The sequence below is a fragment of the bacterium genome, assembly GCA_026414725.1.
Taxonomy (GTDB): domain Bacteria; phylum Ratteibacteria; class UBA8468; order B48-G9; family JAFGKM01; genus JAAYXZ01.
The window spans coordinates 13,869-29,884 of record JAOAIL010000016.1 but is presented as its reverse complement, the minus strand read 5'-3'; the positions used below and the strand labels follow the sequence as shown (position 1 = coordinate 29,884).

The window sequence follows — 16,016 nt, the reverse complement described above, 5'->3', positions numbered from 1 at the left end:
CTCTCCCTTACTGCAGGACTGAACCATGACTTTGGGAATAGCTGGAGTTTAGAGTTCGGGTTAAGGGGAGACCTGTCAGATGACTACAACGCATACACAGGAAGAATGTTCATAAGAAAGAGTTTCTAAAAAATATATCCCCTCAACCTGTTCCTTCTCTACTGAAGGGATAGGTTGGGGGGAAGTTAAACCATTCATTTACAGATAGATTCTCTATGATTATAGAAAAAATTGTTGTGGGAGAGTTTCAGACAAACTGTTATATTGTGGGCTGCGAAAAAACAGGGAAGGGTTTTATTATTGACCCTGGAGATGAGTATGAAAAGATAATAAAAATTGTTAAGAATCTTAAGATTGAACCATCTTTCATTGTCAATACACATGGGCATATGGATCATATAAAAGATGATGATAAATTTCAACTTCCTGTATATATACATTCTCAAGATGTTGAATGTTTAACAAACCCTTCAAAAAATCTCTCTCTGTTTTTCGGACTCCCATTCGTTGTAGATGTAAGATATATTGCTATTGAAGATGGTAATATATTGAAGGCAGGTACTTTATCTTTCTCTGTTTTACATACACCAGGACACAGTCCAGGAAGTATATGTCTCATCTGTGGAAATATCGTTTTTACAGGGGATACTCTTTTTTGTGATGGTTACGGCAGAACCGACCTGCCTGATAGTTCAGAAGAGACACTTTTCCATTCTATCAGAACAAAACTACTTACACTTCCTGATGAAACAATTATCTATCCCGGTCATGGAACACCTTCAACCATCGGGCAGGAACGAGGATTATTTTAACAAAGAAAATGCCTTTTTTCTTATAATACAACTGGGACATCTTCCACAGGGTTTACTATCACCCCTATAGCAGGACCAGGTAATGGAAAGGTCAAGTCCGAGAGATATCCCCTTTTTTATAATATCTACCTTTGACATATAAAGTAAGGGTGTCTTCAACACTATCTTTCTACCCTCTGTGGTCTTTTTTGTGGCAACATCAATAAGTTTCTGATATCTTTTAACATATACAGGCCTGCAATCAGGATAACCAGAAAAATCAACCGCATTTACACCAATAAATATCGCCTCTGCATCCACTGACTCAGCAAGTGCTAATGCCAGTGCTATAAATATAGTATTCCTCGCAGGTACATAGGTTGATGGTATCTCACCTTTTCTGATTTTTTCAGGAATTTTTATCGTTTTATCAGTCAATGCAGACCTTACCCATGAAAGGTCTATCTTTGTTATAATATGTTTTTTAACCTTCAAAAATCTACATATCTTCTTAGCAGATATAATCTCTTTCTTACTTTTCTGTCCGTAGTCCATTGTTAACGCATATATCTCATAGTCATCTTTTTTAGCAATGGCTGCGGAAACAAAACTGTCCATTCCACCTGATATAAGACATACCGCCCTTTTCACCTTATCTCCATCAATTTATGCATCTGCATACGAAAGTACCAATTTTTTTCTGCGCTCTTTTTAAGAGTATTTACTATCCAGTGAGCAAGTTTAAGGTTATTATCCACTGGTTGTAATATTACAGGATTCTTTATCCTTTTATCAATAAAATCCATGTCTTTTTTGTGTGTGATTACATACTTGAACTCATTGGCAACCTTAAGAAATCTTTCGTCATAACCACACCTGAAACTTTTCAGTCCTTCTCTTTTTGGACTTACAGTAAACCAGTCAATTTTTATATCCTGCCAGATTGTCCCGTTTGTTTCAATTGCTACACAGTACTTCCTGTCCTTAAGGATTTTTATAAGTGGTGACAATTGCTGTAAAAGTGGCTCTCCTCCTGTTATACATACCCATCTGGACGGATATCTTTCTATCTTTTTTATTATTCTTCTTACATCCTGTTTTTTCCCTTTTCCCCATGCATATTTTGTATCACAGAAACTACATCTTAAATTACAACCAGCCAGCCGTATAAATATCATAGGCAGACCCTGAAGTATCCCTTCTCCCTGGATGGAATAAAATATCTCAGAGACATTATAAATCATAAACCCACTGCCTTTGCTGCCTTCTTAAAGGTATCAACTACTCTTTCTATCAGAGAGGATTCCATAATCGTCTTTATCTCTATAGATACACTTTTGTCAAGAATGGACTGGCTTAAAGGGAAAGAGCCACCTGCTATCTCTATATTGGCAATAAAATGCCAGTAGTTAAGTATTGCAGGAGCAACTCCATTTTCTTTCATAACAGATTTAAATTTATCTGCCTGTTGCTTATCTTTAAGAAAAATAGTAAGGAATGTTGCTATCTCTCCAGATACATCTGGCAGTTCTCTAAAACTAATACCCCCTATTTTCTGTATTTCTTCCTTTATGTTTTTCTTGTTTTCCCTCTGTTTTTCTATTATACTATCAAGTTTTTTCAATTGTGCCAGCCCAAGTGCTCCCTGTATTTCATTCATCCTGTAGTTAAAACCCTTTCTTTCCCTTCTTTCTTCTCCTCTTCCTATCCCCGGCAGATGTGGATGTCCATGGTCATGATAAAACTCTGCCTGTTTATAGAGTCCTTCATTATCAGTAACCACCATACCACCTTCCCCAGTAGTCATTACCTTCACATAGTCAAAACTAAAACAACCAAACTCTCCAAATGTTCCTACTTTCTTTCCCTTAAATGATGCACCTGTTGACTGACAGGCATCTTCTATAATATAAAGACCCTTTTCCTTTGCAATCTGTGTAATCTCATCCATCTTTGCTGAAGAACCCATCATATGGACAGGCATAATAGCCACTGTATCTTTTGTTATCCTGTTTCTTATATCTTCCGGTGAGATATTAAGGGAATGGTCTATCTCACAGAGTACAGGTTTCAACCCTGCCTCTTCAATCGCTTCTATGGTTGCAACAAATGTAAAACATGGAGCAAGAACTTCCTTCCCTTTAGGTAGATTGAGTGATTCAAGAGCGACTTTTAATGCAGCACTTCCAGAACTTACTCCCAGCGCATACCCTGAATTTATATACCTCGCAAATTCCTCTTCAAACTCTCTTACCTTAAAAACACCTTCCCTTTCTTTATCAAATCCATATCTAAATAATACGCCCCTTCTCAATACAGCCATTACTTCTTCAAGTTCTTCCTTTCCAAATACTTCCCTTCCAGCCATATCTACCTCCATTATTTTTCAAATATCAGTTTTCCATATTCTTATAATTTGTGACAGAAAGTTGAGGATACATTGACATCTCTTTCTCATAAAGATATCTTGAATAGTTATACCTCGCTATTAACACCTTTCAATTAGAACAAAGACCGAATGTATCACCATATTTAGTAAGTTCTTTCACAGGTATTGCCATCTCAATCATCCAGTATTCATCTATATCCTTCCAGTTATTAAGTGTACCTTTTATTTGAGTTGCTATCAGAATATCTTTCAGTTCCATCCCCGGTTCATAACAACCAGGGAGTCCTAATCTTCCCCTTCCAGGAAACCAGAATACTGTTTTTTTATTATTGGGTGTACCATAAATTTCCCAGTACCAGGTGTTTGCTTCTGGTTTTAAAAATATCTCCACAAGGTCTCCTTTTCTGTAGTGATGATCCTGGTCTTTATCGCTTTCCTGGACTATATCTGAGTCATTAAACTTAACTCCTATGTATAAATAGCCCTCATCCCAAGCAACCTGCACTTCTCCTCCTTCCTGAATAATATTACCTTTACTCTCTATATCTCTTGAAAAAGCAAGTTTATACACAGGTGCTATCTTCCATACAGTGTCGTCTAATTTCCCATCTATCAATACAGGGCTTTCAGAATATTTAGCAACTATTGCAGGAGATATTATCTGTGTCTTTCTTTCCGATACAAGACGTCTGGGTGTTATAGAACAACCGCTAATTAATATAACTGGCAGTAGAAAAATTCTTATGGTTTTTCCCATATTTGCTCCAGAAGTTTGTTATATATAGCATATCAATTAAATCCCTTTTGTCAAATTCTGAAAACATTATTATTAAATTTTTTTATGTTATAATATGTCCTGTGAAAATAGTGGTTACTGTTATAGCAAATGCAAAGAAATCAAAGATTCAAAAGACAGGCAATAACCTCAAAATCTGGGTTGATGCTCCGGCTGTTGAGGGAAAGGCAAATAAACGGCTGATTGAAATACTTTCAGAGTATTATTACAAACCTAAAAGTTCTTTTATAATTAAAAGTGGTCTTAAAAGCAAGAAAAAGATTATAGAGATACTATGACAAAAACAAATTCTGATGGTGAATTAGTCCTCGTAGAAAGAGCAAAAAACGGAGATGTTAAGGCATTTGAGGACCTTATTAAAACTACAAGCGGCAAGATATATAACCTTGGATTGCGAATGCTTCACAATAAAGAAGATGCTGCTGATGTTATGCAGGAGACATATATTGCTGCTTATGAAAACCTTCCAAAGTTCAAGGGGGACTCTTCATTTTCTACCTGGTTATACAGAATAGCAACAAATTTTGCTCTGATGAAGATGCGGAAAGACAGAGGCAGAAAGGTCTCTGAAGAAAGGTTGAAAGAAATATCAAAAAACTTATACGATACTACAATCACTGACTGGACAGAAAGCCCGGTGGATTACTTAAAAAAACAGGAACTGAAGGAAACACTGGATAAAGCGATTGAATCCCTGCCAGCAAAATATAGGTCTGTATTTGTCCTCCATGATATTGAAGGACTCCCCATAGCAGAAGTGGCAGAGATTCTATCTATATCTCCTTCTGCAGTGAAAACAAGAGCACACAGAAGTAGATTATATCTCAGAGAGAAACTCTCTGAATACTTTAAGAATAAAGAAATAGGTCATCAAATAAGGATATGAAATGGATAGACACTTTGACTGTGAAGAGATTTTACGGTTGCTGTCTGGCTACATAGATAACGAGATAGACATCTTTATAAGGGAGATAATGGAAGAACACATAAGGGAATGTGAGAGGTGTTTCTCTCTTCTTAATACCCTTGAAAAAACCATTGCTATATCCAGACAGACACATAGAAAGCAAAAGGTTCCTCAAAAGGTTGTTAACAGGATATATTATGAAATAAGAATACGGTATAAGAGGTAAAAGATGGAATATAAACTTATCATTATTGGTGGTGGACCTGCAGGGCTTACAGCAGGTATATATACACTAAGAGCAGGAATTAAAACGACTATTATTGAAAAAGCATTTACTGGTGGAAATATGTTGCTTACAGAAAGGATAGATAATTATCCTGGTTTTCCTGAAGGCATCTCTGGATTAGAACTTGCAGAAAAAATGAGAGAGCAATATATGAAGTTCGGGGGAGAGATAATCAATGGGGAAGTAAAAGATATATACTTTGAGGATGAAAAGAAAATTGTCCGGCTGGTTGATAACTCTGAAATCAAAACAACAGCACTGATAATAGCGAGTGGCTCTTCCAGAAAAAAGTTAGGAGTTGAAGGAGAGGATGAATATACAGGAAAAGGAGTCTCTTTCTGTGCTATATGTGATGGTGCATTTTTCAAAGGGAAAAGGGTTGCAGTAGTAGGTGGCGGTAATTCTGCATTAGAAGAGGCAATATATCTAACAAGATATGCGGACATTTGCTATCTTGTCCACAGAAGGGATGTTTTCAGAGCATCTGCATATCTTCAAGAAGAACTAAAAAAATTTCCTGTAACCCCTCTCCTTTCCAGAATAGTCCGTAAGATAGAGGGAGATGGAGAGAAGGTAAACTCACTGGTGCTGGAAAATAAAAAAACAGGAGAGATAGAATCAATTAAGGTTGACGGGGTATTTGTATCTGTGGGACAGAAACCCAATGTAGAGTTCATTGATGGAAAGATAGAGCAGAACCCTGCCGGCTATATAATCACTGACTATAAAATGCAGACATCTATTAAAGGGATTTTTGCCTGTGGAGATGTGATAAGAAAGTCCCTGTATCAGGTTATTACTGCCTGTGGAGAGGGTGCTATTGCGGGTATGTCTGCAGAAGCATACCTTTCCAGTAAAGATACATCTTTATAGTTTTCTATATACAAAAGAGGGTAAGGGTTTTACCTTTTTAGAGTGTTTTCTTCATTTTATTTCCTCTGGTTAAGAGAGATTGTTTTTGAAGCATATCATACTGGAATAAATTAGTGATGTTATGTTATTATTAAAAGAAAATGAGATGGGTAAGATATGGATTTTCTGTTATTGAAATACTGATAGTTCTCTTTATTTTTTCTCTTCTTATGGTTCCAACAACGGCATATTTTCTAAAATATCAGCGGTTATCCCTTCTGGAAAGCACAGCAAAAAACATTGTTGAGATAGCAAATTTTGCAAGAGAATCCGCAGTAAATGAAAGGAAGGAGTTTTCTGTGATATTTGATGAATATGGTTTTGTTGTGCTGAGAAACAACAGGGAAATAGTGGATAAAAAATACAGATTTCCTGACCATATAAAAATAAAGGATAAATCACTTGGCTTTTCTCCTCTTGTTTTTAATCCAGATGGGACTGCAAGGACAGGGGGATACCTTATATTAGAAGATACTTCAGGAAAGAAAGAGGTACAGATAGTGCTCCATAATCTTACAGGCAGATGTTTTATAGTGAAATAGAAATTTATTCCCTATCTTTTTTACGGGGAGAGATGGCTGGGAGAAACAAATTAATGGAAAAGAAAGGACTGACTTTTATAAGTGTACTGATTGCCTTTTTTATCCTTGCGATAGGGATTATTTATCTTGTCAGGGTGTATCCTGTGATAGATAAACTTTCAGGAAGAAGTAAGGGATATATAACAACCTCACAGATAGCAGATAGATTATTCACTCTTATTGAAGAGGTCTATGGTAGTTCAGATGGACCACCTGTTCCTTCTTTTATAACCGGTGTGGATGAAAAGTTTCCTCTTTACAGTTATTATGTGAGTATAGAAGAAGAAAAGGAATGTCTTTACAGGGTTGAGATAGAGATTACAGGAAAGCATGAGGGTAGAAATGAACGTACATACTTTTCAGGAAGTTTCAGGAGGAGATAGTGGCTTTACACTCCTTGAGATTCTTATAGCAGTAATTATTTTCTGTATTGCCACTTTTTCCTCTGTTATGATTTTTAAAGGGTCCATTGTAAGGTTTGAAAGACAGTCGGGAGAAAAGAAGGTGTTTTCTGAAGCGATAAAGGTCTTTGACTATATGGAAAAATATCTCACCTCTGCAATGTGTAATAATATGGAAGGTAAATTAAGGATTAACTTTGAAGGTGAAAAAGAGTATGTAAAATTTATATCTCCCTTTTCTGAAGGGCCTGATACAGACCTTGCAAAGTTCGGGATATATTTTGATAGAGAAGCCAAGACAGTAAAGGTCTCTGTTATCAGGATAGATAGAAATGACCCTTTCTTTATCTTTCCTTCTGGTTTCCCTGGTGCACAGATTCTCGGAGAAAATATAGGATATTTTCAAATCTCTTACTATGATGGTAAAAACTGGCTTGACCACTGGTATACTGACTGTATGATAGAACCAGAACTGCCACGTATTATAAAAGTTGAGATTAAACCATTTTCTCAGAAAATAGAGGGAAAAAGATATGAAGAAACATTTGAAAAATATATCAGAATCTCTATGCAATAGAAAAGGTGCATCTGTAGTTCTGGTACTTATGATACTTTTACTTCTTTTCATATTCACAGGAATGCTTCTTTTTATTTTTAAGTTCTGGGAGAAGACATCTTACAAGATATTCACAGGTAAGACAGCACAACACCTTGCAAAGATAGGAATAGATAACGCTATCTGGGAACTTGATAATGACAGCAGAGAATATGATGCTTTTACAGATGGATGGAGGGCTTCTTTTGAAGGAGATGAAGTGGACCTTAATGATGATGTTATTCCTGATGCAAAATGGTTTTATACCAAAGACAATACAGGGATTATTACAGGCAGATATGCTGTTTTAGTTGAAGATGAAAGTGGAAAAATTAATATAAATTATGCTGGTGGTGCTGGTTGGCTGCCCACTCACACAGTAAGCGATATAGATATCTTCAGTGAACTTATTGGTAAAAAAAGAACTCAAAACATTATCGCATACAGAAAACAAAGAAAGTATATCATCCCTTCTGATGTGAAACTGGTTGATGGTATAAGTGAGGAGATATACAAAAAAATCAAAAACCATATCACTACATTTTCTTATGACCTGAATGTAAACAGCGAGGGGAAGGAGCGGATAAACATTAACAAGAAATCCGTTGTAATGATTTTTAACAAATTAAAGGAACTTGGATATGAAAATGATGTAGCATCACAGGTTGCCCTTAATATTATTGCTTACAGGGATAAAAGCCGTGTCCCACCACAATATCAGATAGGAAATAAAACCCTTTTAGGAATAAATAAAACCCCTTATTTTAATGAGATAGAAGCAGTGAAGACATGGAGCAGAGAAACCATAGGAAACATCGTTATGCTAAGGGAGAAAGGAGGACAGTTCATAGAGATATTCAATCCCTATTCTGAACCACTGGATATTAGTGGATGGAGGATAAAAGGTGTGATAACTCTCTTTTCTGGGTTCTGGAATGAGGTTTATAATGAGTCAGAGGAGATATTAGATGATATAACAGAAGGAGAAACAAACATAGCACCAGAACGGGTAAAAAGTATAGTAGAAAAGGTGGTGTCTGCTTCCATAGTTATACCGAATGGGACAAAGATACCACCGCGTTCTTACTATACCATAGGTGATTTAATTAGTATCATTATCGTAATCATTCCTGGGGACCCTCCAATTATCTTTCCTCTTTTTGTTCCTATCAGGGAACCTGGTGGCTGTCAGTACTATGAACCCATTCTTGCTGTAAACCCTGGTTCTCTCAGTTTTATTGATGATGTATTAAAGAAGATCCCTCTTTTTGCCAATTTAGGACTGGACTTTACAATGCGTCTTTATGATAGCAAAGACAACCTTATAGAACATACTGAATATATAGTGGATTCTCCTTTTACCACTGTGGGGAAAAATGACCCGAGGATGTCAGGTATCTTTGACTGGGTTGTACAAAAACCAACACCAGGAAAACCCAATATAACATTCCAGCCGTGGATTGGAGGTGAGTTTGGAACAACTGATTGGTTATTGAACTGGCCTACCTCTTTTGTTATTAAAAATGACAGATTTAATTCCATATCAGAACTTTCTTTCATCCATAAAAAAGAACACTGGAAAACACTGGATTTCTGGAAGCATGGTACTGACAGAAAACTCATTGACCACTTTACAGTTGTAGAAAATCCAGAAGAACCAACTTATGGTAGAGTAAATATAAATACCGCTTCAGAACAGGTTTTACAATGCCTGCCACTGGTTGACAATGAAGTAGCAAAAGCAATAATAGATGCCAGACCTTATAAAGATATTTCAGATATTCTCGGTTTGTATGGCGATGGTTCATCTCCACAGGAACTTTTGAGTAGAGCAATGACAAAGTATGGATTTAACTTCTGGGACAATACATGGGACCTTTTCCTGGACGAAGAGAAAGAGAAAGAACTTATATTTTCAAGAATTATAGACCTTATAACTGTAAGAAGTAATGTGTTTAAAATCATAACAGTTGGACAGAAGGTGCAGGATATAAATAATAATGGTAAAATAGAAGAGGAAGAGATTATAGCAGAAAAAAAGATAGTTCTCTGGTATGACAGAAATAAGAAAAGAGTATTATACAGGAGAGAGATACAGTAAAATCATCAACCTTTCATCTTTTTACATGAGAGGAAGGAACAATTGGGGAAATAAAGAGAGAGGCATATGAAGATAAAGATGAACCTTTCAAAGAAGGCAAGAAATATTCTGATTATATCTGGTGCTGTAATTATCTTTTTTGGACTTATATACCTTATATTATTTTTAAAAAACAGAAATGTAGTAGCAGTTGTCAATGGTTATCCGATTACGATAAAAGATATTCTTGTTGAGGTTGAGTCATCCCCCTCTTTATACACGGAGATGCTGGAAACAGACCCTAAAAGTGTTGTGGAAACATATGTAAACCAGATACTTCTTTTCCATGAAGCAAAGAGATACGAGCGGAGATTGAAAAGAAATGTGGATGATATAATGAAAAATTATTACATAAAGGTTCTTACAAAAGAGTATGTGGATAAAGTTCTGACTGAAAGGATAAAAGTTACAGATGAGGAGATAACAGAATATTACAATACACACCTGGAAGAATTTCTTATACCTGAAAAGGTAAGGTTATCTGAAATAGTATTGCCAACACAGGAGAAAGCTGAAAATGTAAGGAGAAGGTTATCTTTAGGGGAATCATTTGAAATGATAGCAGTCAATGAATCCATATCCGCAAGTAGAGAAAAGGCAGGAGACCTCGGGTGGATTGATATAAGGAAACTTGAGCCCGAGATATCAACGCTCATATCAAGAATTACACCGGGAGATATACTTGGAGATATTATAAAAACAGAGTCAGGTTATCACATCATAAAACTTGCAGGAAAGACAGAAAGCAGGATGCTTACACTTGAGGAGGCAAAACCATCTATAAAGGAAATGCTTATCTCTTTCAAGAAAAAAGGAGAGGTTGAAAGATTGATGTCTGAACTTAAAGGAAAAAGCAGGATAAAAATTTATTTAGAAAAGATTGACAGATTGAAATCAAAATGAAGGAGATGCGAATATGAAAAAGATATTTATCTGCGTAATGCTTGTATGTATAACATTTACATTACATTGTGAGAACTCATCTGTGGTTATGGTGGGAAACAAAGTTGTACTTGAAAGCGATGTACGGATAAAGATGAAGGAGGAGAATAAAAATTATGAAGAAGCATTGAGGGATATAGTAATAGAAAAATTGCTTCTCTTTCAGGCAGAAAAAGAAGGGATAGAGGTATCACCTGAAGAACTTACTTTTGAAGTAGAACGGATTAAAAAAAGGTTTCCTGATGAAGCATCCTTTTATAAAGCACTGAACATAGATAACATTCCTTACAGTATATTTGTAAAGACGGTGGAAGAAAAGATAAAGGTGCGAAACCTTGTAAAAAAGAATGTAGTTGATACGATAGAGATAACTTCTTCTGAAATTGCAGATAAGACAAAAGAGTTAAAAGAAAAAGGTAATTATTCCTATTATTTTCGTTTGAAGTGGTTTGACAGTGAGTTATCCGCACAGGACTTTATAAAAAATTTTGATATTACCAAGGAACCGGAGATGGGAGAAGAAATAACTCTTTCAAAGGAAGAGATAGCACCTGATGTCTTATCTGCAATAGAAAATCTTTCAAAGGGAAATCTAAGCAGTCCTGTAAAAGTGGGTAATAAGTACCTTGTAGTTCTACTTAAAGATGTGCAGAAGGAAGAAATCAATTCTTATCAGTTATATCTGAAAGCGAGAGCCATACTTCAGAATATAAAGTTTGAAGAGAAGTTTAATAGTTATCTTAAAGAACTACAATCAAAAATTCCTATATTCTATTGTGATTAATTAAGAAAGGAAAAATATAATGAATGGTTATTTTAAAATAGTACTTTTCGGTCTATTGTTATATGTCAATCTTTCTTATGGTTCTATAAACAATCTCCTTATAGACGGAGGTGAAAAAATTCTCATCTTTGCTCCACATCCTGATGATGAAGTTTTAGGATGTGCAGGAGTGATACAGAAGGCGATAAAAAGTAATGCCAATGTCTATATTGTTTATCTGACCAATGGGGACCATAACCAGATACCCTACAGATTTTACGAGAAAAAACTTGTTTTAAAACCTTCTGCTTACATTGAACTCGGAGAGATAAGAAGAAAAGAGTCAACCAAAGCAACAGGAATGTTAGGAATACCTTCAAAAAATTTAATCTTTCTCGGATATCCTGATTTTGGAACTTTAAAGATATGGGAGAATTACTGGAAAAACAACGAAAAACCTTTTATGAGTTTTTTAACGAGGGCAACGAAAGTTCCTTATAAAGAAAATTATTCCTTTGGTAAACCCTATATAAGTGAAAGTATTCTTGGTGATATAAAACAAATTATTAATGATATACGTCCTTCAAAGATATTTATAACATCCAATTATGATACCAATGTTGACCACAGAGCACTTTATAACTTTGTCAGGGTTGCGCTTTTAGATATGGAAAATAAACCCGATGTATTCATATATCTTGTTCATTTTAAAGGACATCCACAGAAAAATTCACAGGAACTTTTACTACCCGATATCTTTTCCAATTTTTATTTATATAAACTCTCTCTGGAAGATAACGAAATACAAAACAAGATGACTGCCATCCAATGTTTCAAATCACAGGTACCGGATGAGTTTTTTATATCAAAGAAACACTGGATGTTCTCTTTTACGAGAGGCAACGAGATTTTCTATAAAGAGGATGATATATCTTTAGAAAGGGAAATCAAACTGGAAAGCGAAAGAGAAGCAGAATTTGAAAGTTATATAAATAAGTCCTATCCATTTTATATCTTACTAACAAAATCAGGAGAATTCCTTAATATAGAGTTTATACACAGGAAAAGAATTTTAGTCCCAACAGGATATATTTTTTATTTCTTCCCTTATAAGTATGGTATTGAATTTTCTAAAATGCCCAAAAATATAATAAATCTAACAAAAGAAAAGGAAGTTGTTACCTCAGAAGATAATAAATATGTTCAGGAACTTAAGTATGAGCGATTGAAAAATAAAATCTCTTTCAGGATAAAACTTTCAGACTTGAACTATCCTGATTATCTGTTTTTCTCTTCCAGTATAAAAACAGGTGGAATAACCTATGATTTTATACCTTGGGAGGTTATAAAAATTAAATAAACATTATCCCTGAATCCTTATGGAGAAAAAAATCATCGGTATCTCTCTCGGAGACCCAGCAGGGATTGGGCCTGAATTACTTATCAAAGGACTCTCTTCAATCAACAAAATTCCCGGTGCGATACCTCTGGTAATAGGCGATGTTTCTGTGATTGAGAAGAATTTCATTTATGGAATCCCTGCTTCTCTTAATGTTATAAAGACAAAAAATGAGATAATAGATGGCTATCTAAATATCTATGATGAAGGGGTTATAAAAAATAAAAGATTTCCGATAGGCAAGGACTCTCCATTGTGTGGTAGGGCATCCTTCCTTTATGTAGAACGTGCTATTTCTTTGTATAAAAAAAAGATAATAGATGGGCTTGTAACCCTTCCTATATCAAAAAAGGCATGGCATCTCGCTGGTTCCAGATATTCAGGACATACAGAACTTCTTGCAGAACGGTTAAATTGTAAAAGGTATGCTATGGTAATGGTCGCAGGAAATATACGGGTACTTCTTGCAACAACACATATTCCTCTTAAGGAAGTAAGTAAAGAATTATCTGTATCCCTTCTTGTTGACAAAGTCATTACAGGATATGAATTTCTAAAAATGTATGGTATAAAAACTCCTGTCATTGGTATATCTGCACTCAATCCACACGGTGGAGAGGCAGGGATACTTGGAAAGGAAGAGGATGAAATCATAATACCTGCCATAAAGGTATTGAGACAAATGGCGATTGATTGTAAGGGACCTTTACCTGCTGATGTGATATTTAAAAAAGCGGTGGATGGGGAACTGGATATGGTTATTGCAATGTACCATGACCAGGGGATGATACCACTTAAAACATTCTTTTTTGATAAATTAGTCAACTGTACAGCAGGGATTAGTATGGTAAGGACAAGTCCAGGACATGGAACTGCCTTTGATATTGCCTATAAGGGTAAGGCAGACCCCCGGTCTTTTATTGAAGCATATAAACTAGCTATACGTCTGGTTCACCCAAAATACTCTTCCCGATGGGAAGAGACAAACAGAGAAGGGCAGGAGATATAAATGGAATTTCTTACATTAAAAAAATCTCTTGAACTTCTGCGAGCAAAAAACATAAATATAAAGAAGTATTTAGGACAGCACTTCCTCATAGACAAAAACAGCAGAGATAAATTCCTCTCCTTTGCAGAACTTCAACAGGATGATATTGTTGTTGAGATAGGACCCGGGCTGGGAGCACTTACAGATGGATTTATAGACAGAGTAAAAGATGTATATGCGTTTGAGATAGACCCTGATTTTTGTGATATATTAAGGGAGAGGTTTGCAGGATATCCAAATTTCCATCTTATAGAAAAGGACTTTCTTGAAACAGGAAAGGACTGGTGGGAAGCACTTCCAGAGAAAGTAAAAGTAATAGGGAATACTCCTTACTATATCAGTTTGCCTATTGTCTTTAAGATACTGGATGTAAGAGAAAAAATAAAATTATCTCTTCTTACAGTACAGAAAGAGGTTGGAGAACGGCTTACCGCATCTTATGGAAACAAAAATTATAGTGCAATTTCTGTCCTTCTTTCTATTTACTCTGATGCAAAAATATGTTATCTTTTTAAAAAAGATGTTTTCTTTCCTAAACCAGAGGTAAGCTCAGTTGTAGTAAAGATAGAACCACTGGCAAAGCCGGTTATAAAGATAGATAAAGAAAAAGAATTTTATAGTTTTTTACCATTGATATTTAATTTAAGGAGAAAAAAACTACCCAATGTCGTCCAAACAATTTTCAAAGAAGACAAAGAGTTATTTAAGATGTTACTTAAAAAAGAAGGTATATCTCCGGATGTAAGAGTGGAAGATCTTACACCTGAGCAGATATATAAGGTATTCAGGATTATAACCATTATGAAAAAGGAGAGAAAACATGGCTATGTGGATAGGCGTTAATAGAAGGGCAAGGGTATGTTATGGATTTGATGACATCTCCCTGGTTCCGGGAAATATAACTATAAATCCTGATGAGGTAGATATTTCTACAGAGATAGCAGGAATAAAATTAAAAATTCCTGTGCTTGCGGCTGCTATGGATGGTGTCTGTGACCCAAAATTTGCTGTAGCAATAGGAAAGTTAGGAGGGCTTGGGGTGTTAAATCTTATGGGGATATATACGAGATATGAGGACCCATATGAAATTGTTGAAAAAATCATCAGCAGTCCATATGAGGAATCAACAGCACTGATACAGAGTTTTTATAAAGAACCGGTAAAAGAAAAACTTGTGGCTCAGAGAGTAGAAGAGATAAAGAAAAGTGGAGTTATATGCTCTGTGAGTTGTATCCCTCAGTATGCTGAAAGATTTCTCTCTATATGTCAGGAGGCAGGAGTGGATATCTTTGTAGTGCAGTCAACAGTTACTACTGCAAGGCATATAACCTCTTCATATAAAGCACTGGATTTTTATGCTTTATGCAAAACAGCAAAGGTCCCTGTTGTGGCAGGGAACTGTGTTACTTTTGATGTTGCTATTGAACTGATGGAAACAGGTATCTCAGGACTACTTGTTGGAATAGGTCCTGGTGCTGCATGCACAACGAGGGAAGTATTAGGGATAGGAGTACCTCAGGTAACAGCCACAGCGGACTGTGCAAGTGCACGGGATGTATATTACAAAAAAAGAGGTAGATATGTCCCTATTATTACAGATGGTGGTATGGTAACCAGTGGAGATATATGTAAGGCATTTGCTTCAGGAGCAGATGCTGTAATGATTGGTTCTGCCTTTATTAAATCCGTTGAATCACCCGGCAGGGGCTATCACTGGGGGATGGCAACATCTGATGAGAATCTACCGAGAGGCACAAGGATTAAGGTAGGCGTTTCCTGTACGCTTAAAGAGATATTGTTTGGTCCTGCAAAGGTAGATGATGGTTCTCAAAATCTTATGGGTGCACTGAAACTTTCTATGGGTTCTCTCGGAGTAAAGAATATAAAAGAAATGCAAATGGTTGAAATTGCTATAAGTTCATCTTTCAAAACAGAAGGGAAGATATACCAGTCAGTTCTTCGTGCTTCAGCAAATAAAAACAAAAAGCAGTAATTGATAGCTTTGTTATTTTTATCTCAGCCGGTAGATTCAAAAGTGAACCATTGAATATAAACATCTTATCAAC

The 16,016-nt window shown here is 35.7% G+C and carries 19 protein-coding genes; 15 read left to right on the top strand and 4 right to left on the bottom strand.

The features are described from left to right. Nucleotides 1–215 precede the first annotated feature (215 nt). Nucleotides 216–812, top strand: coding sequence for an MBL fold metallo-hydrolase (locus N3D17_06175; GenBank protein ID MCX8082960.1), 597 nt, complete (start codon nucleotides 216–218; stop codon nucleotides 810–812). Here N3D17_06175 and queC read toward each other — a convergent pair. The 4 genes from queC to N3D17_06155 all read right to left on the bottom strand — a co-directional run bounded on the left by queC (nucleotide 804) and on the right by N3D17_06155 (nucleotide 3,937). Then, on the bottom strand, nucleotides 804–1,442 hold the full coding sequence (gene queC, locus N3D17_06170) for a 7-cyano-7-deazaguanine synthase QueC (protein ID MCX8082959.1): 639 nt from the start codon (nucleotides 1,440–1,442) through the stop codon (nucleotides 804–806). The genes N3D17_06175 and queC overlap by 9 nt on opposite strands. Continuing rightward, nucleotides 1,439–2,035 (bottom strand): 7-carboxy-7-deazaguanine synthase QueE, encoded by a 597-nt coding sequence (locus N3D17_06165; protein ID MCX8082958.1) that lies wholly within the window; start codon nucleotides 2,033–2,035, stop codon nucleotides 1,439–1,441. The genes queC and N3D17_06165 overlap by 4 nt, the downstream gene beginning before the upstream one ends. Beyond that, on the bottom strand, nucleotides 2,032–3,159 hold the full coding sequence (locus N3D17_06160) for a DegT/DnrJ/EryC1/StrS family aminotransferase (protein MCX8082957.1): 1,128 nt from the start codon (nucleotides 3,157–3,159) through the stop codon (nucleotides 2,032–2,034). The genes N3D17_06165 and N3D17_06160 overlap by 4 nt, the downstream gene beginning before the upstream one ends. Before the next feature lie 130 nt (nucleotides 3,160–3,289). Next, on the bottom strand, nucleotides 3,290–3,937 hold the full coding sequence (locus N3D17_06155) for a carbohydrate-binding family 9-like protein (protein MCX8082956.1): 648 nt from the start codon (nucleotides 3,935–3,937) through the stop codon (nucleotides 3,290–3,292). 101 nt (nucleotides 3,938–4,038) lie between these two features. Between N3D17_06155 and N3D17_06150 the strand changes: the two genes are divergently transcribed. From N3D17_06150 to N3D17_06085, 14 genes are all read left to right on the top strand, one after another. After that, nucleotides 4,039–4,254 (top strand): DUF167 domain-containing protein, encoded by a 216-nt coding sequence (locus N3D17_06150; GenBank protein ID MCX8082955.1) that lies wholly within the window; start codon nucleotides 4,039–4,041, stop codon nucleotides 4,252–4,254. After that, a complete protein-coding gene (locus N3D17_06145; GenBank protein MCX8082954.1) occupies nucleotides 4,251–4,862 on the top strand; it encodes a sigma-70 family RNA polymerase sigma factor in 612 nt (203 codons plus the stop codon). Before N3D17_06150 ends, N3D17_06145 begins: the two co-directional genes overlap by 4 nt. Before the next feature lies 1 nt (nucleotide 4,863). Next, a complete protein-coding gene (locus N3D17_06140; protein MCX8082953.1) occupies nucleotides 4,864–5,109 on the top strand; it encodes a zf-HC2 domain-containing protein in 246 nt (81 codons plus the stop codon). Nucleotides 5,110–5,112: 3 nt separating this feature from the next. After that, a complete protein-coding gene (trxB, locus tag N3D17_06135) occupies nucleotides 5,113–6,042 on the top strand; it encodes a thioredoxin-disulfide reductase (GenBank protein ID MCX8082952.1) in 930 nt (309 codons plus the stop codon). 140 nt (nucleotides 6,043–6,182) lie between these two features. Then, nucleotides 6,183–6,623 (top strand): GspH/FimT family protein, encoded by a 441-nt coding sequence (locus N3D17_06130; protein ID MCX8082951.1) that lies wholly within the window; start codon nucleotides 6,183–6,185, stop codon nucleotides 6,621–6,623. Nucleotides 6,624–6,676: 53 nt separating this feature from the next. Beyond that, a complete protein-coding gene (locus N3D17_06125; GenBank protein ID MCX8082950.1) occupies nucleotides 6,677–7,045 on the top strand; it encodes a hypothetical protein in 369 nt (122 codons plus the stop codon). Beyond that, nucleotides 7,005–7,640, top strand: coding sequence for a prepilin-type N-terminal cleavage/methylation domain-containing protein (locus tag N3D17_06120; GenBank protein MCX8082949.1), 636 nt, complete (start codon nucleotides 7,005–7,007; stop codon nucleotides 7,638–7,640). The genes N3D17_06125 and N3D17_06120 overlap by 41 nt, the downstream gene beginning before the upstream one ends. Beyond that, on the top strand, nucleotides 7,597–9,759 hold the full coding sequence (locus N3D17_06115; GenBank protein ID MCX8082948.1) for a helix-hairpin-helix domain-containing protein: 2,163 nt from the start codon (nucleotides 7,597–7,599) through the stop codon (nucleotides 9,757–9,759). The genes N3D17_06120 and N3D17_06115 overlap by 44 nt, the downstream gene beginning before the upstream one ends. Before the next feature lie 66 nt (nucleotides 9,760–9,825). Then, nucleotides 9,826–10,701: a peptidyl-prolyl cis-trans isomerase gene (locus N3D17_06110; protein ID MCX8082947.1), complete on the top strand. Its 876-nt coding sequence runs from the start codon at nucleotides 9,826–9,828 to the stop codon at nucleotides 10,699–10,701. A gap of 13 nt (nucleotides 10,702–10,714) precedes the next feature. Next, nucleotides 10,715–11,524 (top strand): peptidyl-prolyl cis-trans isomerase, encoded by an 810-nt coding sequence (locus tag N3D17_06105; protein ID MCX8082946.1) that lies wholly within the window; start codon nucleotides 10,715–10,717, stop codon nucleotides 11,522–11,524. A 19-nt stretch (nucleotides 11,525–11,543) separates the two neighbouring features. Continuing rightward, nucleotides 11,544–12,863 carry a PIG-L family deacetylase gene (locus N3D17_06100; protein ID MCX8082945.1) on the top strand — a complete coding sequence of 440 codons (1,320 nt, stop codon included), beginning with the start codon at nucleotides 11,544–11,546 and terminating at the stop codon, nucleotides 12,861–12,863. Nucleotides 12,864–12,882: 19 nt separating this feature from the next. Then, nucleotides 12,883–13,911 carry a 4-hydroxythreonine-4-phosphate dehydrogenase PdxA gene (pdxA, locus tag N3D17_06095; protein MCX8082944.1) on the top strand — a complete coding sequence of 343 codons (1,029 nt, stop codon included), beginning with the start codon at nucleotides 12,883–12,885 and terminating at the stop codon, nucleotides 13,909–13,911. Beyond that, on the top strand, nucleotides 13,912–14,793 hold the full coding sequence (gene rsmA / locus N3D17_06090) for a 16S rRNA (adenine(1518)-N(6)/adenine(1519)-N(6))-dimethyltransferase RsmA (protein MCX8082943.1): 882 nt from the start codon (nucleotides 13,912–13,914) through the stop codon (nucleotides 14,791–14,793). Beyond that, nucleotides 14,771–15,943: a GuaB3 family IMP dehydrogenase-related protein gene (locus N3D17_06085; protein MCX8082942.1), complete on the top strand. Its 1,173-nt coding sequence runs from the start codon at nucleotides 14,771–14,773 to the stop codon at nucleotides 15,941–15,943. The genes rsmA and N3D17_06085 overlap by 23 nt, the downstream gene beginning before the upstream one ends. Nucleotides 15,944–16,016: the final 73 nt, after the last annotated feature.